Here is a 22244-nt window from a genome sequence, read left to right as displayed (position 1 = left end):
CGGACGCCCGTCACCCGTCCGTCACCCGCCGTCGGCTCACCCGGCCGTGGCCGGTACCACGTATGGACGCAGTGTGACGGCGGTGCAAAGCTCGAAGGACCCCGATCACCCTCCTCACCGCGACACCGGGAGGCACGAGCACCATGGGAGCCACATCACACCAAGCCGGAGCCGCCGGCAGGGCACTGACGGCCGACCGCCCCGAGTCCGTACGGAACGTCGTGCTGGTCGGCCACAGCGGCGCCGGCAAGACCACGCTGGTCGAAGCCCTGGCCCTGACGGCGGGGGCCGTCAACCGGGCCGGACGGGTCGAGGACGGGGGCACGGTCTCGGACTACGACGAGATCGAGCACCGCCGCCAGCGCTCCGTCCAGCTTTCCCTGGTCCCCGTCGAGTGGGCCGGAATCAAGATCAATGTGCTCGACACCCCCGGATACGCCGACTTCGTCGGGGAACTGCGGGCCGGCCTGCGCGCCGCGGACGCGGCGCTCTTCGTCGTCTCCGCCTCCGACGGGATCGACGGAGCCACCCGGATGGTCTGGGACGAATGCCAGGCCGTCGGCATGCCGAGCGCCATCGTCGTCACCCATTTGGAGGCAGCCCGCGCCGACTACTCCCAGATGGCCGACGTCTGCGGCGAGATCTTCGGCGCAGACGACCCGGACGCGGTCGTCCCGCTCTACCTGCCGCTGCACGGACCGGCCGGGCCGGACGGCCACTCCCCCGTCACCGGGCTGCTCGGCCTGCTCTCCCGGCGCGTGTACGACTACACCTCCGGCGAGCGCACCGAACGCGACCCGGACCCCACCGAGCTCGACCGCATCGAGGCCGCCCGCTCCCGCCTGATCGAGGGGATCATCGCCGAGAGCGAGGACGAGAGCCTCATGGACCGCTACCTCGGCGGCGAGGACATCGACGTCAAGACCCTGATCGACGACCTGGAGCGGGCCGTCGCCCGCGGCACCTTCCACCCCGTGCTGATGGCCGCCCCCGCCGCCGACGGCGCCCGCCAGGGCCTGGGCACCGTGGAGCTGCTCGAACTGGTCACCGGCGGCTTCCCCTCCCCGGCCGAACGCGCCCCTCTGACCGTCACCGCCCCGGACGGCTCCCCCCGCCCCGACGTCACCTGCGACCCCGCCGGGCCGCTCCTCGCCGAGGTCGTCAAGACCTCCTCGGACCCCTACGTCGGACGCGTCTCCCTGGTCCGCGTCTTCTCCGGCACCCTGCGCCCCGAAGAGACCGTCCACGTCTCGGGCCACGGGCTGACCGACCGGGGGCACGAGGACCACGACCTCGACGAACGGATCGGCGCCCTCACCTCCCCCTTCGGCAAACAGCAGCGCACCCTGGCCACCTGCATCGCCGGAGACCTCGCCTGCGTGGCCAAACTCACCCGCGCGGAGACCGGCGACACCCTCTCCGCCAAGGACGCCCCGCTCCTCATGGAGCCCTGGCCGATGCCCGAGCCGCTGCTCCCCCTCGCCATCGAGGCCCACAGCAAGGCCGACGAGGACAAGCTCTCCCAGGGCCTGGCCCGCCTGGTCGCCGAGGACCCCACCATGCGGCTGGAGCAGAACCCGCACACCCACCAGCTCGTCCTGTGGTGCCTGGGCGAGGCCCATCAGGACCTCGCCCTGGAGCGGCTGCGGACCCGCTACGGAGTCAAGGTCGACCCGGTGCCCCACAAGGTCAGCCTGCGCGAGACCTTCGGCGCCAAGGCCGCCGGGCGCGGCCGGCACGTCAAGCAGTCCGGCGGCCACGGCCAGTACGCCATCTGCGAGATCGAGGTGGAGCCGCTCCCGCCCGGCAGCGGCATCGAGTTCGTCGACAAGGTCGTCGGCGGCGCCGTGCCGCGCCAGTTCATCCCGTCCGTGGAGAAGGGCGTACGGGCCCAGGCCGCCCGCGGCATCGCGGCCGGCTACCCGCTGGTCGACGTACGCATCACCCTGCGCGACGGCAAGGCGCACTCCGTGGACTCCTCGGACGCCGCCTTCCAGACGGCGGGCGCCCTGGCCCTGCGCGAGGCGGCCGCCGACACCCCGATCCACCTGCTGGAACCCGTCTCCGAAATCGACGTGGAGGTGCCCGACGAGTACGTCGGCCCGGTCATGAGCGACCTCGCGGGCCGCCGCGGCCGCGTGGTCGGCACCGAGCAGGCCGGCCCCGGCCGGTCCCGGGTGCGCGCCGAGGTCCCCGAGATCGAGATCGGCCGCTACGCCGTGGACCTGCGCTCGGTGTCGCACGGTACGGGCCGGTTCCGGCGCGCGTACGCCCGGCACGAGCCCATGCCGGCCCACCTCGCGGACAAGGTGCGCGAACAGGCAGAGAAGGGAATCCAGTCGACATAGCGGTCCGACTGCCGCCCACCCGACGCGCTTGCGGTGGGCGGTATTTCCCTGTCCCATGACCGTGGGGGCGGGTACGCCGATAGGCTTTTCGCCGCGACGCACAGCACAACGGACCACGACACAGCGCGACAAGCACGACGAGCACGACGAGCACGACAGCACCACGGGCGAAGAGCACAGTGGCACGGCGATGGGGGCAGCGGTGGCGGACGACGGTTTCGACTTCAGGCCCGGAGCACAGATTCCTCTCCAGGGCGGCGGCGGCCAGACCGCCGCGACCAACGCGCTCGCCTCCGCCGCGTACCGCGACGGCGGCAAGGACACCGCGCTGTCATCCATCCTCGGGGCGAACAGCGAGAACCACCCCGCTTCCGTCAAGGCGCCCAAGATCTCCCTCCTCGAACCCAACCTGGGCGAGGCCTTCTGCCGCGCCGTCGAGGCCCGCACCCTCGCCCCCGGCCGCAAACCGCTCATCCAGTCCTTCGGCGCCGACCCGCAGACCGTCGTGGAGCACTGCCTGGCCGCCTCCCGCATCCGCAAGGAACGCGACCGCAAGCTGCGCCTGATCACGCTGGTCAGCGGGGTCTTGTTCCTGCCCGGGATGCTGCTGTGGCTCGGCCTCTTCCAGTTGCGCAAGTCCCTCTCCAAGGGCGGGGGCAAAAAGAGCACCTGGATCGGCACCGTGCTGCTGGTCGCCGTGTTCCTCATGGCCGCGGTGCTGGTCTACCGGGTGGTCAAGCGCGAGCCCGGCACCGGTCTGCTGGAGGTCTACCTGCTCGGCACGCTCGTCGCCCCCGTCCTCGGCTGGTACCTGGCCCGCCGGATCTGCGAGAACACCGCCGCAGACCTGCGCTCCCGCTGGGACGGCCTGCTCGGGGGCGGGGCCCCCGTCGCCGCCAAGATCCCGGAGGCGGTCCCCGGCAACCCCGACGAGAAGGCCCGCGAGGACCTGCGCCGCCAGCTGGCGAAGCTGACCGCGGAGGACCGCAGCAACTCCGTCTTCTACGCGGGCCCCAAGGGCATCCTCGGCATGGGCACCCGCTGGGGCAGCTGGCAGATGGCCGAGGAGCTGACCCCGAGGAAGGAGGGGCACGAGATCCACCCGTTCCGCAGCTGGGACGTCATACGCGCGATCGACACGCAGCTGCGCAAGCTGGAGCGCGGCCCCCTGCACACCGGCGGGTTCCCGCCCGCCTCGATCCAGCACTGGATCGTCACCCCCGTCGGCGAGGGCGCCGCCGAAGTGGCCCGGCCGAGCGGAGAGGACGTCGACTCCTTCCTGGTCAAGCCGCACGAGATCACCCGGATCTGCAACGAGCAGCAGTTCAGCGCCGGCAACCGGCACTACCTCGGCATCCAGTACCCGCTGTGGGACGGCCAGCTCGTCATCACGATGCTGGTCACCGTCACCGTTCTCTACAAGACCCTGCGCGTGGACGTCACCGCGCACGCCCTCGGCCCGGTGCACGGCCTGTTCACCACCAAGTCCAAGACCCCGGTGATCGAGGTCCCGAAGTCCATCCGCTTCTGGGAGACCGTCGAGCGCCCGCTGCCGCTGGTGGACACCACGGAGGTGGTACGCCTGGCCGTGCGCGCCCCGCTGACCTGGTACCCGCCGCTCCTGGACCACCTCGGCGGCAAGCTCGTCCTGCCCGAGCCCTTCGGTCTGCGGCACGTCTGGGCCGGCTCCATGTGGCGCCACCGCTTCATGGCGGACGACGCCCTGCGCACGGTGGCCCCGGTCCTGCGGGCGGTGCACACGGCGACCTTCAAGGTGCTGGAGGAGAACGGCGTGGACACCTCGGCCTTCACCAACCGTTCCTCGATCATGAACGGCCTCATCCAGGAGCCGGCCCCGCGCAAGGCGGACGTCTACGACGCGTAGGGCGGGACGGCCCGATCAGTCGTGCGGCCAGGCGTCGGCGAGCATCTGGCGGGTGTCCGCGAGGAGTTGGGGCAGCACCTTGGTGTGGCCGACGACCGGCATGAAGTTCGTGTCCCCGCCCCAGCGGGGCACGATGTGCTGGTGCAGGTGGGCGGCGATGCCGGCGCCGGCGGCGCTGCCCTGGTTCATGCCGATGTTGAAGCCGTGCGCGCCGGAGGCCTTGCGCAGCGCGAACATGGCCCGCTTGGTGAGGTCGGCGAGCTCCGCCGTCTCCGGCCCGTCGAGCTCCGTGTAGTCGGCGACGTGCCGGTACGGGACGACCATCAGGTGGCCGCCGTTGTACGGGTAGAGGTTCAGCACGGCGTAGACGTGCTTGCCGCGCGCCACGACCAGGCCCTCCTGGTCGGACATCTCCGGAATCCCGCAGAAGGGGCAGCCGTCGCCGGCTTCCGGGCCGGTCGGCTTGTTCTCTCCCTGGATGTAGGCCATCCGGTGGGGGGTCCACAGACGCTGGAACGCGTCCTGCGTGCCCACACCGATCTGCTGCTCCGGCTCAATCGTCATAGGCGCAGCATATGACCTCGTCCTGGCGAACGAGCGGGGCCCCCGGAAAGTGATCGCTCTCCGGGGGCCCCGCCCTTGGCCCGGCCCGTCATCGGGCCGGTCAGGCCCGGATCAGACCTGGACGCGGTCCGCGACGACCTTGGCCAGCTTGGCCAGCGCCTCGTCCTTCGGGATGCCGTTCTCCTGCGAACCGTCGCGGTAGCGGAAGGAGACGGTGCCCGCGGCCATGTCCTCGTCACCGACGATGATCATGAACGGGACCTTGAGCTTCTGGTGGTTGCGGATCTTCTTCTGCATCCGGTCGGAGGAGGCGTCCACCTCGACCCGCAGGCCCTGCTTCTTCGCCGCGGCGGCGAACTCCTGGAGGTACTCCACGTGCCCGTCGCCGATCGGGATGCCGACCGCCTGGACCGGGGCCAGCCACGGCGGCATGGCGCCCGCGTAGTGCTCCAGCAGTACGGCGAAGAACCGCTCGATCGAGCCGAACAGCGCGCGGTGGATCATGACCGGGCGCTGGCGCGAGCCGTCCGGGCCGGTGTACTCGAGGTCGAAGCGCTCCGGCAGGTTGAAGTCCAGCTGCACGGTCGACATCTGCCAGGTACGGCCGATGGCGTCGCGCGCCTGCACGGAGATCTTCGGGCCGTAGAAGGCCGCGCCGCCCGGGTCCGGGGTCAGCGGGAGGCCCTGCTTCTCGGCGACCTGCTGGAGGACCGCGGTGGCCTCCTCCCAGACCTCGTCCGAGCCGACGAACTTCTCCGGGTCCTTGGTGGACAGCTCCAGGTAGAAGTCGGTCAGGCCGTAGTCGCGCAGCAGGTTCAGCACGAAGGTGAGCGTGCGGTCGAGCTCCTCGGCCATCTGCTCGCGGGTGCAGTAGATGTGCGCGTCGTCCTGGGTGAAGCCCCGGGCGCGGGTCAGGCCGTGGACCACGCCGGACTTCTCGTACCGGTACACGGTGCCGAACTCGAACAGGCGCAGCGGCAGCTCACGGTAGGAGCGCCCGCGCGCGTCGAAGATCAGGTTGTGCATCGGGCAGTTCATCGGCTTGAGGTAGTAGTCGGTACCGCCGTCGAGCTGCATGGGGGGGTACATGCCCTCCGCGTACCAGTCCAGGTGGCCGCTCTTCTCGAAGAGGGCGCCCTTGGTGGCGTGCGGGGAGTAGACGAACTCGTAGCCCTCCTCCTCGTGCCGGCGGCGCGAGTAGTCCTCCATCACCCGGCGGATGATGCCGCCGCGCGGGTGGAAGACCGCGAGGCCGGAGCCGATCTCGTCGGGGATGGAGAAGAGGTCGAGCTCGTTGCCGAGCTTGCGGTGGTCGCGCTTCTCGGCCTCGGCGAGGAAGTCGAGGTGGGCCTTCAGTTCTTCCTTCGAGGGCCAGGCGGTGCCGTAGATGCGCTGGAGCATCGGGTTCTTCTCGCTGCCGCGCCAGTAGGCGGCGGCGTTGCGCATCAGCTTGAACGCAGGGATGTTGCGGGTGGTGGGCAGGTGGGGACCGCGGCAGAGGTCCTTCCAGCACAGCTCGCCGGTCTTCGCGTCGAGGTTGTCGTAGATGGTCAGCTCGCCGCCGCCCACCTCGACGTTCGCGCCGTCGTCGGTGGAGGCCGATCCCTTGATGCCGATGAGCTCCAGCTTGTACGGCTCGTCGGCGAGCTCCTCGCGGGCCGCCTCGTCGGAGACCACGCGGCGGGCGAACCGCTGCCCGCGCTTCTGGATCTCCTGCATCTTCTTCTCGATGGTCTTCAGGTCATCGGGAGTGAAGGGCTTGGCGACGTCGAAGTCGTAGTAGAAGCCGTCGCGGACCGGCGGGCCGATGCCCAGCTTCGCCTCGGGGAACAGCTCCTGCACGGCCTGGGCCATGACGTGCGCGGTCGAGTGGCGCAGGATGTTGAGGCCGTCCTCGGAGGAGATCTCCACCGGCTCGACGGTCTCGCCGTCCTTCACCTCGTACGAGAGGTCCTTCAGCTCACCGGCGATGCGCGCGGCGACGATGGTGCGCTCGCCGGCGAAGAGCTCCGCCGCCGTAGTGCCCGTGGCCACCACGCGCTCGTCCCGCTCGGAATCGCGTTGGATGATCACACGGACGTCTGACACCGGTCTCTCCTGACTGAGGGGGCACGCGAGCGAACGCTGCGCGCCTGAATCGTACCGAGCCGAGTGGCTGCGCCGCTAAACGGTTATGCCCCGGGCCGGGGCGGCCCCGGCCCGGCCCGGAAATCCCGGCGGGCCCGGCCGGCCCCGCGGGTAGCGTGGCCCCTCCCGCCCCGACCCGAAGGGACCCCACCCCGTGCCGAGCCCGCGCCCGCGCCCGCTGGACCTCACCGACGACGCGACGGCCGCCGCCGTGCACCGGATCGGCCGGGCCGCCTACGCGGTGGAGGCGGAGCTGATCGGCTTCGACGGCATCCCCGCGCTCGGCGAGGACCTGGAGACGATGCGGGCGCGGCCGCTGCGCTGGCTGGGAGCGGTCACCGGCGCCGGCGCGGTGGCGGGCTTCCTGGCCTGGGAGGAGACGCGGGACGGCGTGTCCGTCGACCGGCTCTGCGTGGACCCGGCCTGGTTCCGCCGGGGCGTCGCCTCGCTGCTGCTGCGCCACGCGCTGACGGAGCTCTTCCCGGGCCGCCCGGTCGAGGTCGCCACCGGCGCGGACAACACTCCGGCCGTGACCCTGTACGGGCGCCACGGCTTCACCCGGGGCGCGGACTTCTCCCCCGTCCCGGGCCTGCGGATGGCGTCCTTCACCCTGCCCGGGGCCGGGTAGGGGCCACTTACGACGGGCGGTGGCCCCGGCCGCGCCCGAAACGGGGAACCGCAGCCGGGACCCGGAGGACGGCCGGCGGCCGGGACCCGGAGGACGGCCGGCGGCCGCGCTCTGGAGGACGGTCCCGCGGGGGAACCGGTCGGCGGCCGGGCGCGTCACAGGGGCGCCCGAAGCACAGGAACCCCAGGGGGATCGAGAGATCATGCGCCGTACCGCCGTCAGACTCGCCTGCTTCGCCGCCGCCGCGCTGCTCACCGGCTGCGCGGCGGCCACCGGCCCCGGACCGGCGGCCGAGCCGGCCCCGCCCTCGCCCGCGGGCGGGGCGCCGGCCTGCCCGGGAGCGGTCCGCGCCGAGCCCGGCACCCCGCCCACCGCCGCCGACGGGACCCCCGCGAACACGCCCGAGGCCTCGCGCCTGTCCCAGGCCGTCGGCGCGCAGGGGAGCGGCGCCTTCGCCGACGTGTACGGCACCCACGTCGCCGACCGGCCCGCGGGCCGGGTCGCGCTGTGCGTGACCGACCTGGACCGGGGCCGCCTGCTGCTGGAGGCCGCCCGGCAGGCGGACCCCGCGGCCGACCCGGGACGCGCGGACCTCTACCTGAGCCGCTACACCCACCGCGCGCTCACGGCCGCCGTGGACCGGCTCACCGCCGACCAGGGCCGGCCGGCCTTCCCGCTGTACACCTTCTCGCCCGCCCCGGACGCCTCCGGGGTCCTGGTGACGAGCACCGAGCAGGGGGCGGCCTCGAAGGAGCTGAAGGCCCGCCTGGAGCAGATCACGGGCGGCGTCCCGGTGACGGTGGAGCGGGGCGACCCCGCGGTCCCGCCCATGGGCGACACGTCGCACGAGCCGGCGGACACCGCGGCCCCGGTCGCTCCCTGAGCCGCCCCGCCGCCCCGTCGTCCGGCGGCAGCACCGGGCGCTCCCTACGCCGTCCCGTCGGACGGCCGGCCGCCCGTCCGGTCGTCCGACGGCAGCGCGTCCTCCGGGTCGAAGGCCCCGTCCAGGGTCTTCATCAGCCGGTCCCGCTCCACCTCGTCCAGCGGGACGGGCCTCACGTCCGAGGCCTGCGCCAGCCTGCGGAAGCCGCCCCGGCGGGAGAGCCGGCCGCTGACCCGGACCGGCAGTCCGGCCAGGTGGGCGTGGACCGCCGTCCGGTACCCCTCCTCGTCGAGGGCGGCCCGGACGTACGGGACCTCCGCGCCCGCCAGCACCCGCAGCCGGACCGTGCCCCCGTCGCCCGCCGCCGAGCTCCGCATCCGGACCACGGCCCCGGTGAGCCGTACGGAGACGGCCGGCTCCTCCCGGGTGTAGCGGGCGGCGGCCTCCCGCAGCACCGGCAGGTCCCCCGGCGAGAACTCCACCGGCTCGGGCCGCGCCGCGCACCCGGCCGGCACCCCGGCCGCCGGCGCCCAGGCCAGCGCCACTCGGGCCCCTTCCGAGCCCCGGACGAGGGCGATCAGCGCCTCGGCGAACTCCCGGCTGACCCCTGCGGCGACGGCGGCGTCGAAGGCCTCCATGCCGCCGGTCGCCCGCCGGTAGTCCACCGCCTCCCGCGCCGCGTGCAGCGCGTGGTGCAGCCGCGTCACCGCCCCGCGGCCGCCGTCCACGGGGACGTACGCGGCGAGCCTGCGCCCGCCCGGGGCCGGGCCCACCAGCACCCGGTCCAGGAACCGTTCGGCCTGGGCCCGGTGGCGGGCGCCGTAGTACCCGGCGCGGGCGCGGTCGGCGAGGGCCCCGGCCAGCAGCAGCCGGCGGGCGGCCGAGCGCAGCCGCTCCTGCACCGGCCAGGCGGCCTCGCCCTGGGGCCCGTACGGCCGCCCCTGCGAGACCTCCCGCTCCCAGCGGACCTCGTCGCTGGGCACGCTCAGCCCGAACAGCACCTCCCGCGCGGAGGGCGCCCCGCTGCGGGAGAGCGCGGTCAGCGCCTCCTCCAGCAGGTCGGCGCAGTCGGGGAAGGTGCGGTTCTCGGGGACGAGCAGGCTGGTGCCGGCCCGGTCCGGCGGGGTCCACCGCCCGTAGCGGCCCGCGGCGCCGCCGCGCCGCAGCCAGCCGTGCCGGTGCAGCAGGGCCCCGAGGACCTGCGGGTCGACCTGGCCGGGATCGGGGGTGCCCGGGGCGGGTGCCGGGCGCGGCAGCGGTTCGAGGTGCGGCGGATGCCGGTCCATCAAGGTGTCCCTCCCGACCCGACGCGGGTCATGATCTCGCACAGCGCCCGGTCGTCGAAGATCCGCTCGGTGGGGATCCGTACCGTGGTGCGGCGCCGGCCGGTCACTGGGTGCCCGGCGAGGTTGGTCCAGTAGCAGCAGTGCCGCAGGTCGAGCCGGTCGTGGCCGGCGCTCAGCCAGTGCTCCCGCTCCCGCGGTACGAGCATCACCACGAGGATCTTGTGGACGGCGACCGGCGTCCGCGCCAGCTTCACCAGGTGCTCGTTGTCGAGGGTGAAGCCGAAGGTGGCCCCGGTGGGGCGGGCCGGTATCTGGTAAGTCGCCTTCAGCTGCACCTTGATGGTCACCTCGTCGTCGACGACGTGCTGGGGCGCCCCGTGACTGACGTGCCAGTCGATGCCGTTGTCCGGGAAGGGCTGGGAGAGGGAGCAGCCGGCCGCGGCCGCGACGGCGTGCAGGTAGCCCACCTGGAGGGTCTCCATGCAGGCGGTGGTGGCGAGTGTGCCGCGCAGCGGTCCGGTCAGCGGATCGCCCTGTCCGTGCAGCACCCCGCCCGGTTCGGGCTGCGTGAGCGCCATGGCCGGCTCCCCATGCCTTCGGGCTCTGCCGTGAACGGGTGGGAGGGTGACGACCGGTCATCAGTGCGACCCCCCACGGGATTTGTCTCCGCAGCCGGGTACGCGCAAACGGCGTACGGGGCAAACAGCCCGGGTATCACGGATTCGGCGGGGATGGCGCGTTCCCGGGCGGAGGTGCCCGGAGCGGCCCATCTGCCGACCGGGGACGAGGAGTTCGCGATGACACGCTGGTACGAGGGGCCGCTGGCCGCATTCGACACGGAGACCACCGGGGTGGACGTCGAGCAGGACCGGATCGTGTCCGCCGCGCTCGTCGTGCAGGAGTGTGCGGGCGGCCGGGTCCGCACCACCCGCTGGCTGGTCAATCCCGGCATCCCGGTGCCGCGGGGCGCCACGGACGTGCACGGCCTGACCGACGAGCACCTCCAGCGCAACGGCCGGTGGCCTGCGCCGGTGGTGGAGGAGATAGCCCGCGCGCTGGGCGAGCAGCAGATGGCGGGGCGGCCGGTGGTGGTGATGAACGCACCGTTCGATCTGACGCTGCTGGACCGGGAGTTGCGCCGGCACCGGGCCTCGACGCTGGCCCGGTACCTGGACGACAGGCCGCTGACGGTGCTGGATCCGCGGGTGCTGGACAAGCACCTGGACCGCTACCGCAAGGGCCGCCGTACGCTCACGGACCTGTGCGCGCACTACGGGATAGAGCTGGAGGGGGCGCACGACGCCTCGGCGGACGCGCAGGCCGCGCTGGAGCTCGTACGGGCGGTCGGGCGCCGTTTCGCGGGGCGGCTGGAGCGGCTGACGCCGGCCGAACTGCACGCGCTCCAGGCGGTGTGGCACGCGGCACAGGCGCGGGGGCTGCAGGCCTGGTTCGCCCGGCAGGGCACTCCGGAGGCGGTGGATCCGCACTGGCCGCTGCGTCCGGAACTGCCGCAGGCCGCCTGAGACACCGGCCGTGGAATGCGGAAGGCCGGTCCGTCATCAGACGGACCGGCCTGTCCCGGTGGGCGATACTGGGATCGAACCAGTGACCCCTTCGGTGTGAACGAAGTGCTCTCCCGCTGAGCTAATCGCCCGGGAACGCACTGAACAATACAAGAGCCTCCGGGCCGGATCAAACCGCTCCCGGCGCAGCGCTCAGCCGGGCCCGCAGGGCGCGCCGCCCGGCCCGCATCATGAGCGCGTGGTTGAGCCGGAACAGCGGCCGCCCGGCGAGGGCGAACCGCCGCAGCAGGGCGGCCCGTACCTCGACCTCCTGCTCGTACACCGCCCGTGTGCGCACGGCGCCGGCCGCGCCCCCGGGGCGCACGGTCCACCGCGCCCAGCCCTCGACGTCCCCGCGCAGCGCCGCCTCGAGGACGCCGTGCGCGGGATCGCGGAGCAGTTCGGTGAGGGTGACGTGGAGGCCGTACGGGAGGACCGAGCGGATCACGACGGCCCCGGTGTCCGCGTCGAGCCGCTCGGCCCTGCGGACCTGGGGCCACCAGTCGGGGTAGCGGCCGGGGTCGGCCAGCAGGGTGTAGACGAGCGCGGGCGGGGCGTCGAGGTCCCACACGCTGCGGAAGCGGTAGTGCGTCCAGCGGTGCATGCCTCCAGTCTGGCGCGCCGGACGCCGGTCCGGGGGCGGTTCCGGGGTCGGTTCTGGCGGCGGCTCCGGCGGCGGGGACGGGGAGGTACTCAGGGCGATCTGAGTACGCCCGCCCATGTCCTGATGGCGTGACGGGCGCCACACTCCGAGCATGGACTCCCCCCTGCCGCCGGCCCACGAGCTGGCGCTCATCGACGGCGAGCTGGCCCAACTGGACGCCAGGCGCATGTACTTGCTGGCCCGCCGGGACTGGTTGCTGCGCTTCCTCGCCCAGCCGGTGCCGCAGGCCGTGCCGCGGCCCGCCCAGGTGCAGGCGCCGAAGCCGGGCGCCCAGAACGTGCTGCTGACGCTGGGCGCGGTGCTGCTGGCGGTGGCGGCGCTGGCGTTCACCCTGCTGAGCTGGGGCTCGCTGGGCATCGGCGGGCGTTCGGCGGTGCTGGCGGTACTGACCGGGGCGGCGCTGGCGGCGCCCGTCGCGCTGCTGCGGCGCGGGCTGCGCTCGACGGCCGAGGCGGTCGCCGGGCTGGGGCTGCTGCTGACGGTGCTGGACGCGTACGCGGTGCACGCGGTGGGTCTGTCCGGCACCGACGGGTTGCGGTACGCGGCCTGTGCGTCGGCGGTGCTGGCGGGTCTGTGGGCCGGGTACGGGACGGCCCTGGGCGGGCTGCGGCTGCCGCTGCCCGCCGCGGTGGGGGCGGCGCAGCTGCCGTTGCCGCTGGCGGCGGCCGTTGCGGGGGCGGACCCGGTGTGGGCCGGCGCGGCGCTGCTGGCGACGGCGGCGCTGGACGCGGCCCTGGCCGCGGGCGTGGCGCGCCGGGCGGTCCGGGTGCCCGCCGGGGTGTGCGCGGGGGTGCTGGGCGGGACGGCGCTGGCGGTGGGGCTGGCGCTGTCCCTGGCGCGGCCCGGGGCGGCCGGTCCGGCGCTGCTGCTGGCGGCGGGGGGCCTGCTGGGCGTGGCGGTGGCCTGGCGCGAGCCGCGGGCTGGGGCGGCCGCGGTGGCGGGGGGCCTGGCCGCGGTGTCGGCGGCGGGTGCGCTGGTCCCGGCCGGGGCGGGCTCCGTGTGGTGGGCGGTGGCGGCGCGGGTGGCGGCGGCGCTCGCGCTGTCGGCCGCGGCGGTACGGGCGGGCGCGGCCCCGGAGCAGGTGCGGCGCGGGCTGCTGCGGGCCGGGGCGGGCGTGGCCGCCGCGGGGGCCCTGGCGGGGCTGGCGGCGGTGGCGGTGGTCCTGGCGTCCCGGGCCGGGGTGCTGCGCGAGGTGTGGGCCGCGACGACCCCGCACCAGGACGGGCCGGGGCCGACGCTCACGGTGACCCTGCTGGCGGCGGCGGGGGCGCTGTGGCTGCCGGGCGGGGTGCTGCCGCGCCCGGTCGCGGGGGCGGCGGCGGTGGGGTGCGCCTGGGCCGGGCTGTTCGTGGCGCCGGTGCTGCCGGGCCTGGCGTCGGCGGCGGTCTTCGCCGCGCAGCTCGCGGTGACGGCGGCGGCCGGGGCGGTGGCGCTGCGCGCTCCGGCGCGGGCCCTCGCGTTCACCGCCGGGGGGTGCGCCGCGGCCGGGGCCCTGGACCTGTCCCTGGCGGCCCTGGACGGCCGTACGGCGACCTTCGCGGTGTTCGGGGTGCTGGGCGTCGGCTGCGCGCTGGGAGCCGCCCACAGGGCCGCTGCGGCGCCGGTGCGGGCGGGCTGCGCGGTGGGCGCCGTCGGGTACGCGGCGGCGACCGTGGTGGCGCTGGGCGCGGTGGCGGGCCTGGCCTGGCCCTGGCGGGCGGTGGCGGTGCTGGCCGTCCCGGCGGTGGTGGCGGCCCTCGCGCCCCGGCTGGGCCCGGTGCGGGTCGCGGCGGAGGGGACGGCGGCCGGGGCGGGGGCCTTGGCCGTGGTGTTGGCGGCCGGGGACGCGCCCGTGCTGGCGCTGGTCCTCGCGCTGGCCGGGGTGCTGTGCGCGGGGGCGGCGCTGCGGCCGGAGCGGCGGGCGCTGGGCGGGGTCGCGGGGGCGCTGTTCGTGGCGGCGGCGTGGGCACGGCTGGCGGCGTCGGGGGTGGCGGTGGTGGAGGCGTACACCCTGCCGGTGTCGGTGCTGGCGCTGGCGGTGGGCGCGCTGCGCCGCCGCCGGGATCCGCGGGCCTCGTCCTGGGTCTCGTACGGGCCGGGGCTGGGCGCGACCCTGCTGCCGAGCCTGGTGGCCGTCTGGAGCGACCCGTACTGGCCGCGCCCGCTGCTGCTGGGGGCGGGGGCGCTGGCGGTGACCCTGGCGGGCGCCCACCGCCGGCTCCGGGCGCCGCTGCTGCTGGGCGGGGCGACCCTCGCGGCGGTGGCCCTGCACGAGCTGGCCCCGTACGTGGTCCAGGTGGCCGGGCTGCTGCCGCGCTGGGTGCCGCCGGCGCTGGCGGGCCTGCTGCTGCTGGCGGTGGGGGCGACGTACGAGAAGCGGCTGCGCCAGGCGCGCCGGCTGCGGGAGGCGCTCGGGCGGCTGCGCTGAGCGGGCCGGGTGGTACGACAGAGGCCCGGAGACTCTTCCGAGTCTCCGGGCCTCTGCTCCGGGTGGGCGATACTGGGTTCGAACCAGTGACCCCTTCGGTGTGAACGAAGTGCTCTCCCACTGAGCTAATCGCCCGGACGCACCGCAAACATTACCGCATGTCAGCGGTGCTCCGTGACCAGCGGCGGCCGGTCACTGGTCCTTGAGGTTCCACGGCATCGTGAAGCCGTACTTCCACAGGTAGAACCCGATCAGCGCAGCCGCTATGGCGAGGCCGACGCTGGTGAGGATGATGTTGCGGCGCCGGACCTTCGGGTCGAGCGCCTTGTGCGCGGCCTCGGAGACCTTGCGCTTGGTCCAGCGCAGGGCGAGGGACGCCCAGGCGAACTCGGTGGCCCAGATCGCCAGGCCGGCGAAGATCGCGACCCAGCCGGGGCCGGGCAGGACGAGCATCGCGACGCCCGCGCCGATGACGGCGAGGCCGACGACGAAGACGCCGACCTGCCAGCTCAGGTGAAGGCTGCGGTTGGCCTTGATGAAGGCGGGCGCCTTCGACTCGTGCGGCGGGGCCTCTTCGGAGGCCGGCTCGCCACTGGCGGACTCATTGGTTCCGCGGTCACTCCCCGTATTCATGGGGTCGAATCTACCGGAGCCGGAAGCACACGTGAATGCTGGTTTGGATCCGCCGTACGAGGGACCCAGAGGTCCGCAAAACGGTCAGAGGGGTTTACAACGGCACCGTAGGTGGCATGTCGATTTCGCCGACGTGCGAATCCCCGAGCGCACACTGAGCGAAAGGCCCTGGCGCTTATGAACACCACGGTCAGCTGCGAGCTGCACCTGCGCCTCGTTGTGTCGAGCGAGTCCTCACTGCCTGTTCCCGCGGGCCTGCGGTATGACACGGCCGACCCCTACGCCGTGCACGCCACCTTCCACACCGGCGCCGAGGAAACGGTCGAATGGGTGTTCGCCCGCGACCTCCTCGCGGAGGGCCTCCACCGGCCCACCGGTACCGGCGACGTCCGCGTCTGGCCGTCCCGCAGCCACGGTCAGGGCGTCGTCTGCATCGCCCTGAGCTCACCGGAGGGAGAAGCGCTGCTCGAAGCACCCGCCCGAGCCCTCGAGTCGTTCCTCAAGCGGACGGACGCCGCGGTCCCACCCGGGACCGAGCACCGGCACTTCGACCTCGACAAGGAGCTCTCCCACATCCTGGCCGAAAGCTGAACCAGGATCCCAGCCCGCCACCGTCCGACTCGGGGCGACGGTGCGGAACGGACAACCACATACGGCAGTACCGGCGCTGTCCTCGCGGAAGCCACCCGCGGGGGCGGCGCCGGTGCGCTCGGGCCCCTTCCCGGCGGTAAGCGCTATTGTCGGCCCCCACGGCGGCAGCGGCCCGCCGCCGCCAGGCCCGGCCCCCAGGGAGCGACCCCGTGCAGATCCCCCACGACACCCGTCGCGCACTCGACGTCGTCGTCGCGCTGGTGAACACCGCGGCCGAGCCGGACCAGCCCGACGGGCTCTCCGACATCGGGGCCCTGCGCGCCTTCGTCGAGGAGTACGCGATCAGCGACGTCGGCGAGCTGGGCGCCCGCGACCTCGCCGGGGTGCGCACGGTCCGGGGCAAGTTCGCCCAGGTCTTCGCGGCACCGAACTCCCGTGCGGCGGCCGCGCTGATCAACGAGCTGGTGGCCACGGCCGGCACCACCCCGCGGCTGACCGACCACGACGGCTACGACTGGCACGTGCACTACTTCGCCCCCGGCGCCTCGGTGGGCGACCACCTGGCGGCGGACGGCGGCATGGCGCTCGCCTTCATCGTCGTCTCCGGCGAGCAGGAGCGGCTGCGCCGCTGCGAGGCCCCGGACTGCCGGCGGGCCTTCGTGGACCTGTCCCGCAACCGCTCCCGCCGCTACTGCGACAGCCGGACCTGCGGGAACCGGCTGCACGTGGCCGCGTACCGGGCCCGCCGCAAGGAGGCGGACTCCCACGGGGAGGGCTCAGAGCAGATAGAGGTCGTGCAGGGCGGCCAGCAGCAGCAGGGTGCCGATCACCGCTAGGAAGATCATCAGGGGCGGCTGGGACAGCGCGAAGAGGCAGCCGCGCCCTTCGGCCGCGTCCGGCGCCACGGGGGCGGCACAGGCCTGTGGAGCGTGCGGGGCCACGGGGGCCGTGGCGGTCGTGCCGGTCGTGCCGGTCGTGGAAGCCAGAGTGGCGGCGGCGGCCCGGGCGATGGGGGCCTCGGAGGCGGGAGCCTGCGGCTCACCCTGCGATGTGTCGAGCATGTCGGGGCGATGATGGCGCAGCCCCACCCCTTTGCGCCCCCAACACGCCATAACGGACGCGGCAGTTCGCCTTCTCTCGTCAGTTCAGGTGGTTTACCGGGGCTTCTCCCCCGCGCCCGGCCCCGCATCGGGTACGAGGACCCGCCCCCGGGCGGTCCCCCCGGTCGGCCGTGTGTCGGTCGCGGGCCCGCAGGGCGGGGTGCGGCACGGTGGGCGCGGTGGGCGGCCGTCCGCGCGCGACGGCCCCGGGCGCACGCGTGAGGGGTTCGCATGACCGACCAGGGCACCTGCCCGACCAGCCGCCGGACCCTCCTGCTGACCGCCGGATCCGCCGGGATCGCCGCGCTCACCGCGGCCTGCGCCCACCCCGCCGCCCCCGGCAGGGCCGCGCCCGCTCCGTCGGGCGGCGCCACCCCGGACTGCGTCCTGGCCGTGCGGTCGGGAGCGGGCCCGAACTACGTCGGCCGGGGCCGGACCCGCTCGGACGTCACCGAGGGCCGCGAGGGCGTGCCGCTGCGGCTGGAGCTCACGGTGGTGGGCGCGGCGGACGGCTGCCGGCCGCTCGCGGGCGCCGCCGTCGACATCTGGCAGGCCGATGCCGCGGGCGTGTACTCGGAGGGCCGGGAGAGCTACCTGCGCGGGGTCCAGGTCACCGACGGATCCGGCCGCTGCGCCTTCACCACGATCGTGCCGGGCTGGTACGCCGGACTGGCACCGCACATCCACTTCAAGGTCCGCCCCGACGGGGACACCGAGACGACCTCGCAGTTCTTCCTGCCCGACGCCTTCCTGCGGGAGGTCTACGGCCGCCAGCCCTACGCACGCCGCAAGGCACCCCGCGACCCCAACGCCCACGACGACCGCTACCGGGCCGCGGGCGGCCGGATGACCCTCACCCCCGTCCGGGCCGGCACCGGCTACCGCGCGGCGTTCACCGTGGGGCTCGCCTAGGGGCGTCGTCCGGGCCCGCCGTTCAGATGCCGTGCTTCTTGAGGATGGCCTCGATGTCGGAGAAGTCGTCCGCCGGAGCGGCCGCGGCGTCCTGACGCCGTCCGCCGCCGAGGGAGGGGGCCGAGGCGCCGGGGGCGACGGCGTCGCGGCCGGGCGCTCCCGCGGCCGCCTTGGGCGCCCGGGGGGCCCTGCCCGGGCTCCTGCGCTCCACGGCCCGGGTGGTCATGAAGAGCACCCAGGCCAGGCCCAGCAGGCCGAAGCCGATCCAGACGGCCGGCTTGAAGGCCATCCCGGACACCCACTCCACCACGCCGGTCAGCACCAGGCCCACCGGCACCAGCGCGTACGCCGCGATCCGCGTGGCGGCGAGGAAGCGCTTGCGGTACGCGGTCAGCGCGGCGATGCCCAGGCCCGCCGCGGACACCGCGGAACATATGGTCTCGGCCAGCATGCGGTCCTCCGGCTGTCGGCGGTGGTCGGTCCGTCCCTTCCATCCTGCACCGGCCGCCGCCGCGGCGGCCACGGCCACGGGCCCGTCCGCGCCGATCTCCGGGACATCTCGGGGTCGGATCTCCTCCCCAGGGGGTCTGGGAGACTGTTCGCATGACCGATTCCGTGATCCTCGATGTCTGGTGCGAACTCCAGTGCCCGGACTGCCACAGCGCCCTGGACGACGTGCGGGCCCTGCGGGCCCGCTACGGCGACCGGATGGACATCCGGCTGCGGCACTTCCCGCTGGAGAAGCACAAGCACGCCTTCGCCGCCGCACAGGCCGCCGAGGAGGCCGCGGAGCAGGGGCAGGGCTGGCCGTACGCGGAGGCCGTCCTGGCCCGGACCGGCGAGCTGGGCGAGCGCGGCGAGGCCGTCCTGCTGGATGTGGCGCGTGAACTCGGCCTGGACGTCGAGGAGTTCGACACCGCCCTGATCGACGGGCGGCACATCCTGATCGTGGACGCCGACCAGGCCGAGGGCAAGGCCATCGGCGTGACCGGCACCCCCACGTACGTGATCGCCGGGGAGCGCCTGGACGGCGGCAAGAGCCAGGAGGGCCTGCGCGCCCGCATCGAGGAGATCGCGGACCGGCTGCTCGCGGGCGGGTCCGCCTAGATCAGGTCCTTGGCGTAGTTCAGCCGGGTGGGCCGGTAGCCGAGGGACTCGTACAGGCGCAGGGCGGGGGTGTTGGCGGTGAACACGTGCAGCGCCAGCGTCCGGTGGCCCCCGGCGAGTGCCGTGCGCTCCGCGAGCAGCATCAGGTCGCGGCCGTGGCCGCGGCCGCGGTGCTCCTCGGCGACGGCGACGTCGTAGACGTACGCGCCCTCCCCCGCCGCCGCCAGCCAGAGGTGGCCGACGGGCGTGCCGGCCGCCTCCAGGACGGTGATGGTCACCCCCGGGGTGGCGGGGCCCTGGGGCAGCTGCGCGTCGTGGTCGGCCTCGGCCTTGGCCCGCGCGGCCTCCTCCGGCATCCCGCGGGCGGCCCAGCTCGCCGCGTAGCCGGCGCGGGCCCGTACGTTCCAGGCCTCGTACTCGGCCGGGGTCATGGGCCGGCCCCGGACCCCCTCGGAGAGGGCGGGAGGGGCGGCGGGCAGCTCCTTGGCCAGGTCGCGGCTGTACTCGGCGTACCCGAGGGCCGCGGCGAGCCGCAGTCCGCCCGCCGAGCCGGCCGGGACCGAGATCCGGACCCGGCGGCAGCCCCAGCCGCGCAGCACCTCCTCGGCCGCGAGGGCGGCGACCGTGGCGCGGCCGCGGCGCCGGTCCGGCTCGTCGACGGCCAGGTCGCGGATCTCCCCCACCGTCGGCCCGAAGGGCGTGTCGGCGGCGATCAGCAGCGCTCCGACGCGCCGGCTGTTGACGCGGACCTCGTACGGGCGCGAGCGCGCGCCGGATTCGCTCTGCTGAAGCGGGCCGCTCGGCCGCAGGGTGGTGGTCACCGTCGAGTTCTACCCGCCCGGCGCCGCCGTGACCACGGGCCGGGGGCTCAGGGGTCGATGTCGGACGCGGCGCGCTCGTCGAAGACGCGCATGGCCTTGGCGGTGACGGGGCCGGGCGCGGCGGCCAGGACGCGGCCGTCGACGCGGTGCACGGCCTGTACGTCGCGCAGGGTGGAGGTCAGGAAGACCTCCTCCGCGTGCTCCAGGGCGTCGAAGGGCAGGTCGGTCTCCTTCGCGCCGGTCCATTCGACGGCCAGCGCGCGGGTGATGCCCGCCAGGCAGCCCGACGCCACGGGCGGGGTGTGCAGTTCCCCGTCGAGGACGACGAAGACGTTGGAGCCGGTGCCCTCGCAGAGCTGCCCGACGGTGTTGGCGAAGAGGGCCTCGGAGGCTCCCGCCCGGTTGGCCCGGGCCAGGGCGACCACGTTCTCGGCGTAGGAGGTGGTCTTGAGGCCGGTCAGCGGGGAGCGCTCGTTGCGGACCCAGGGGACGGTGATCACCGCGGTGGTGTCGGGGCGGCGGGTGGTCTCGCCGACGGCGACGACCAGGGTGGGCCCGGTGTCGCCCCGGTCGGAGCCGAGCGGGGACTCCCCGCCGGTGTAGGTGATCCGCAGCCGGCCGAGCGGCATAGGGTTGGCCTCCAGTACGGCGGCGCAGGCGCGGCGCACCTCGTCGAGGTCGGGGTCCGGCAGGCCGAGGCCGCGGGCCGAGCGGGTGAGCCGCTCCAGGTGCCGGCTGAGGGCGAAGACCGTCCCGTCCTGGGCCTTGAGCGTCTCGAAGACCCCGTCGCCCACGGTCAGGCCGTGGTCCAGTACGGACACCTTCGCGTCCTCGGCGTCGCGCAGCGTGCCGTCGAGCCAGATCCTCACCGTACGGTTCCTCCACTCAGGTCGTGCGTCTCGTGTGCGGCCGGCGCCGCCGTGCCGGGTATGGGGCCCCCGGAGGCCAGTGCGACCAGCCTGGCGGCCTTCAGCTCGGTCTCCGCCCACTCCCGTTCCGGGTCGGAGCCCCAGGTGATGCCGGCGCCGGTGCCGAAGCTGAGGCGGGGGCCGCCGGGGGCCTCGCGGTCGATCCAGAAGGTGCGGATGCCGACGGCGAGGGCGGCGGTGCCCAGGTCTGCGTCGACCCAGCCGATGCCCCCACAGTAGGGGCCGCGGGGGGCGGTCTCCAGCTCTTCGATGATCCGCAGGGCGGAGGACTTGGGGGCGCCGGTGACGGAGCCGGGCGGGAAGGTCGCCGCGAGCAGCTCGGGCCAGCCGGTGGTGTCGGCGAGCTCGCCGCTGACGGTGGAGACGAGGTGCACCAGGCCGGGGTGTTCCTCGACGGCGCACAGCTGGGGCACGGTGACGGACCCGGTGGCGCAGACGCGGCCGAGGTCGTTGCGTACGAGGTCCACGATCATCACGTTCTCGGCGTGGTCCTTGGGCAGCAGGTCGGCGGCGGTGCGGCCGGTGCCCTTGATCGGGCCGGACTCGACGTGGCGGCCCGCGCGGCTGAGGAAGAGCTCCGGGGAGGCGGTGGCGATCTCGACGCCGTGCGCCGGGAGCCGGATCGTTCCTGCGTAGGGGGCGGGGTTGCCCCGCGCGAGGAGCGCGGTCAGGGCGTCCACGTCGGCCGCGGCCGGATCGGGCAGGGGCGCGGACATCACCCGGCAGAGATTGGCCTGGTAGACCTCCCCCGCCGCGATGTACTCGCGTATCCGGCGCACGCCCGCCACGTACGCGGCGCGGTCGAGCGAGGAGGACCACTGGCCGACGGCCGGCCCGCGCCAGGCCCCGGTGACGGGCGCCGGCACGGGGTCGGGGCGTACGTCGCCGAAGCGCGCGCAGACCAGCCGGCCTTCGAAGTCGGCGGCCACCGCCCAGAACCCGGTGGAGTCGAGGGCGGAGGGGTCACTGGTGACGTCTCGGAGGTCGGTCGCGAGGAGGCCGCCGAAGCGGGCCAGGGGAGGCAGGTCGTGCACGGCTGCGAGTCTATGACCGGTGGCGGGATGGCGCCGGTGAGGTGACCGCCGGGTGACCGCTGGTGATCGGGCGGCAGCACGCTGCGGAAACGCGTTTTTGAGCTGGCCCGGGAATCCGCTAGAGTTCAACACGTCGCCAGGGAGCGAAGGGGGAGAACCCCGGAGCGAACACGGTGACACTGCGGACGTAGCTCAGTTGGTAGAGCACCACCTTGCCAAGGTGGATGTCGCGAGTTCGAGTCTCGTCGTCCGCTCTGAGTGGGGGATCTTCCCGAGAACCCCTGCACACTCCGAGGTGGAGTGGCCGAGAGGCGAGGCAACGGCCTGCAAAGCCGTCTACACGGGTTCAAATCCCGTCTCCACCTCCAAGGACGATTAGCTCAGCGGGAGAGCGCTTCCCTGACACGGAAGAGGTCACTGGTTCAATCCCAGTATCGTCCACCGGTCCGCAAGGACCCCCGCGCGATTAGCTCAGCGGGAGAGCGCTTCCCTGACACGGAAGAGGTCACTGGTTCAATCCCAGTATCGCGCACGCAGCACCTGCACCACTTGCCTGACCTGCGGTTCTCTACCGCAGCCCGCGCGATTAGCTCAGCGGGAGAGCGCTTCCCTGACACGGAAGAGGTCACTGGTTCAATCCCAGTATCGCGCACCGCACCGGAAGCCCCGGCCGTCTCGACGGCCGGGGCTTCCGCGTTCCCGTATGCCTCAAGGGGCGGCAGTGGTGCCAGGGGGTCACGGGGCGTGAGAAAGGGTGCTGCCC

Annotated in this window: 21 protein-coding genes and 7 tRNA genes; 15 read left to right on the top strand and 13 right to left on the bottom strand. The window is 74.2% G+C overall.

All coding sequences use genetic code 11. The features are described 5' to 3' along the window. Positions 1 to 143: 143 nt before the first annotated feature. Both ACZ501_RS22615 and ACZ501_RS22610 read left to right on the top strand, forming a co-directional pair. A complete protein-coding gene (locus ACZ501_RS22615; protein WP_468797567.1) occupies positions 144 to 2348 on the top strand; it encodes an elongation factor G-like protein EF-G2 in 2205 nt (734 codons plus the stop codon). Positions 2349 to 2550: 202 nt separating this feature from the next. Further along, a complete protein-coding gene (locus ACZ501_RS22610; protein ID WP_361607828.1) occupies positions 2551 to 4233 on the top strand; it encodes a hypothetical protein in 1683 nt (560 codons plus the stop codon). Between the two features lie 15 nt (positions 4234 to 4248). Here ACZ501_RS22610 and ACZ501_RS22605 read toward each other — a convergent pair whose 3' ends face one another. Beyond that, the gene (locus tag ACZ501_RS22605; protein ID WP_361607825.1) at positions 4249 to 4797 is read right to left on the bottom strand and encodes an HIT family protein; all 549 of its coding nucleotides are present in this window, start codon (positions 4795 to 4797) and stop codon (positions 4249 to 4251) included. 111 nt (positions 4798 to 4908) lie between these two features. After that, entirely contained in the window at positions 4909 to 6885 is a 1977-nt protein-coding gene (gene thrS, locus ACZ501_RS22600) for a threonine--tRNA ligase (RefSeq protein WP_125817806.1), read from the bottom strand. Positions 6886 to 7078: 193 nt separating this feature from the next. Here thrS and ACZ501_RS22595 point away from each other — a divergent pair, with 193 nt between their 5' ends. Continuing rightward, positions 7079 to 7552, top strand: a complete 474-nt coding sequence (locus ACZ501_RS22595) for a GNAT family N-acetyltransferase (protein WP_468797564.1) — start codon at positions 7079 to 7081, stop codon at positions 7550 to 7552. A gap of 202 nt (positions 7553 to 7754) precedes the next feature. After that, positions 7755 to 8435, top strand: coding sequence for a hypothetical protein (locus ACZ501_RS22590; protein WP_468797561.1), 681 nt, complete (start codon positions 7755 to 7757; stop codon positions 8433 to 8435). 44 nt (positions 8436 to 8479) lie between these two features. Here the strand turns inward: ACZ501_RS22590 and ACZ501_RS22585 are convergent, their stop codons facing one another. Both ACZ501_RS22585 and ACZ501_RS22580 read right to left on the bottom strand, forming a co-directional pair. Then, entirely contained in the window at positions 8480 to 9721 is a 1242-nt protein-coding gene (locus ACZ501_RS22585; protein WP_468797558.1) for a hypothetical protein, read from the bottom strand. Further along, positions 9721 to 10299: a DUF4365 domain-containing protein gene (locus tag ACZ501_RS22580; RefSeq protein WP_468797555.1), complete on the bottom strand. Its 579-nt coding sequence runs from the start codon at positions 10297 to 10299 to the stop codon at positions 9721 to 9723. The genes ACZ501_RS22585 and ACZ501_RS22580 overlap by 1 nt, the downstream gene beginning before the upstream one ends. A gap of 219 nt (positions 10300 to 10518) precedes the next feature. Between ACZ501_RS22580 and ACZ501_RS22575 the strand changes: the two genes are divergently transcribed. Continuing rightward, positions 10519 to 11244 (top strand): 3'-5' exonuclease, encoded by a 726-nt coding sequence (locus ACZ501_RS22575; RefSeq protein WP_361611095.1) that lies wholly within the window; start codon positions 10519 to 10521, stop codon positions 11242 to 11244. 59 nt (positions 11245 to 11303) lie between these two features. On the opposite strand, the gene ACZ501_RS22570 is transcribed toward ACZ501_RS22575, so the two are convergent. Together ACZ501_RS22570 and ACZ501_RS22565 are read right to left on the bottom strand one after the other, a co-directional pair. Further along, positions 11304 to 11375 (bottom strand) — tRNA-Val (locus tag ACZ501_RS22570). Positions 11376 to 11413: 38 nt separating this feature from the next. Further along, positions 11414 to 11887, bottom strand: a complete 474-nt coding sequence (locus tag ACZ501_RS22565; RefSeq protein WP_361611093.1) for an SRPBCC family protein — start codon at positions 11885 to 11887, stop codon at positions 11414 to 11416. Positions 11888 to 12038: 151 nt separating this feature from the next. Between ACZ501_RS22565 and ACZ501_RS22560 the strand changes: the two genes are divergently transcribed. Continuing rightward, complete coding sequence (locus tag ACZ501_RS22560) at positions 12039 to 14354, top strand: SCO7613 C-terminal domain-containing membrane protein (protein ID WP_468797552.1); 2316 nt, start codon at positions 12039 to 12041, stop codon at positions 14352 to 14354. Positions 14355 to 14417: 63 nt separating this feature from the next. On the opposite strand, the gene ACZ501_RS22555 is transcribed toward ACZ501_RS22560, so the two are convergent. Both ACZ501_RS22555 and ACZ501_RS22550 read right to left on the bottom strand, forming a co-directional pair. After that, a tRNA-Val gene (locus tag ACZ501_RS22555) sits at positions 14418 to 14489 on the bottom strand. A gap of 57 nt (positions 14490 to 14546) precedes the next feature. After that, a complete protein-coding gene (locus ACZ501_RS22550; RefSeq protein ID WP_361609909.1) occupies positions 14547 to 14987 on the bottom strand; it encodes a TIGR02611 family protein in 441 nt (146 codons plus the stop codon). Between the two features lie 177 nt (positions 14988 to 15164). Between ACZ501_RS22550 and ACZ501_RS22545 the strand changes: the two genes are divergently transcribed. Both ACZ501_RS22545 and ACZ501_RS22540 read left to right on the top strand, forming a co-directional pair. Continuing rightward, a complete protein-coding gene (locus ACZ501_RS22545) occupies positions 15165 to 15578 on the top strand; it encodes an SsgA family sporulation/cell division regulator (RefSeq protein ID WP_030011909.1) in 414 nt (137 codons plus the stop codon). A gap of 209 nt (positions 15579 to 15787) precedes the next feature. Beyond that, positions 15788 to 16414, top strand: coding sequence for a CGNR zinc finger domain-containing protein (locus ACZ501_RS22540; protein WP_468797549.1), 627 nt, complete (start codon positions 15788 to 15790; stop codon positions 16412 to 16414). Here the strand turns inward: ACZ501_RS22540 and ACZ501_RS22535 are convergent. Next, positions 16355 to 16639: a hypothetical protein gene (locus ACZ501_RS22535; protein ID WP_361609917.1), complete on the bottom strand. Its 285-nt coding sequence runs from the start codon at positions 16637 to 16639 to the stop codon at positions 16355 to 16357. The genes ACZ501_RS22540 and ACZ501_RS22535 overlap by 60 nt on opposite strands. Positions 16640 to 16909: 270 nt before the next feature. Between ACZ501_RS22535 and ACZ501_RS22530 the strand changes: the two genes are divergently transcribed. Next, positions 16910 to 17590 carry a dioxygenase family protein gene (locus ACZ501_RS22530; RefSeq protein WP_468797546.1) on the top strand — a complete coding sequence of 227 codons (681 nt, stop codon included), beginning with the start codon at positions 16910 to 16912 and terminating at the stop codon, positions 17588 to 17590. Between the two features lie 22 nt (positions 17591 to 17612). Here ACZ501_RS22530 and ACZ501_RS22525 read toward each other — a convergent pair whose 3' ends face one another. Then, a complete protein-coding gene (locus tag ACZ501_RS22525) occupies positions 17613 to 18041 on the bottom strand; it encodes a hypothetical protein (RefSeq protein WP_468797543.1) in 429 nt (142 codons plus the stop codon). A gap of 152 nt (positions 18042 to 18193) precedes the next feature. Here ACZ501_RS22525 and ACZ501_RS22520 point away from each other — a divergent pair, with 152 nt between their 5' ends. Then, a complete protein-coding gene (locus ACZ501_RS22520; protein WP_468797540.1) occupies positions 18194 to 18697 on the top strand; it encodes a DsbA family protein in 504 nt (167 codons plus the stop codon). On the opposite strand, the gene ACZ501_RS22515 is transcribed toward ACZ501_RS22520, so the two are convergent. Genes ACZ501_RS22515 through ACZ501_RS22505 form a run of 3 tightly spaced genes read right to left on the bottom strand, consistent with a single transcriptional unit; the run spans position 18694 to position 21481 of the window. Beyond that, the gene (locus tag ACZ501_RS22515) at positions 18694 to 19518 is read right to left on the bottom strand and encodes a GNAT family N-acetyltransferase (protein ID WP_468797537.1); all 825 of its coding nucleotides are present in this window, start codon (positions 19516 to 19518) and stop codon (positions 18694 to 18696) included. The two genes, ACZ501_RS22520 and ACZ501_RS22515, sit on opposite strands and share 4 nt — an antisense overlap. A 47-nt stretch (positions 19519 to 19565) precedes the next feature. Further along, the gene (locus tag ACZ501_RS22510) at positions 19566 to 20387 is read right to left on the bottom strand and encodes an aminotransferase class IV (RefSeq protein WP_361609915.1); all 822 of its coding nucleotides are present in this window, start codon (positions 20385 to 20387) and stop codon (positions 19566 to 19568) included. Further along, positions 20384 to 21481, bottom strand: coding sequence for a chorismate-binding protein (locus ACZ501_RS22505; protein WP_468797534.1), 1098 nt, complete (start codon positions 21479 to 21481; stop codon positions 20384 to 20386). Before ACZ501_RS22505 ends, ACZ501_RS22510 begins: the two co-directional genes overlap by 4 nt. A 181-nt stretch (positions 21482 to 21662) precedes the next feature. Here ACZ501_RS22505 and ACZ501_RS22500 point away from each other — a divergent pair. From ACZ501_RS22500 to ACZ501_RS22480, 5 genes are all read left to right on the top strand, one after another. Continuing rightward, positions 21663 to 21735 (top strand) — tRNA-Gly (locus ACZ501_RS22500). Positions 21736 to 21775: 40 nt separating this feature from the next. Continuing rightward, positions 21776 to 21849, top strand: a tRNA-Cys gene (locus ACZ501_RS22495). A gap of 1 nt (position 21850) precedes the next feature. After that, positions 21851 to 21922 (top strand) — tRNA-Val (locus tag ACZ501_RS22490). 19 nt (positions 21923 to 21941) lie between these two features. Beyond that, positions 21942 to 22013 (top strand) — tRNA-Val (locus ACZ501_RS22485). A 48-nt stretch (positions 22014 to 22061) separates the two neighbouring features. Continuing rightward, a tRNA-Val gene (locus tag ACZ501_RS22480) sits at positions 22062 to 22133 on the top strand. Positions 22134 to 22244: the final 111 nt, after the last annotated feature.

This window comes from Streptomyces sp. NPDC034085, assembly GCF_055575555.1.
Note: the sequence above shows the minus strand (reverse complement) of the source record. Positions and strands in the feature narration are given on the sequence as shown.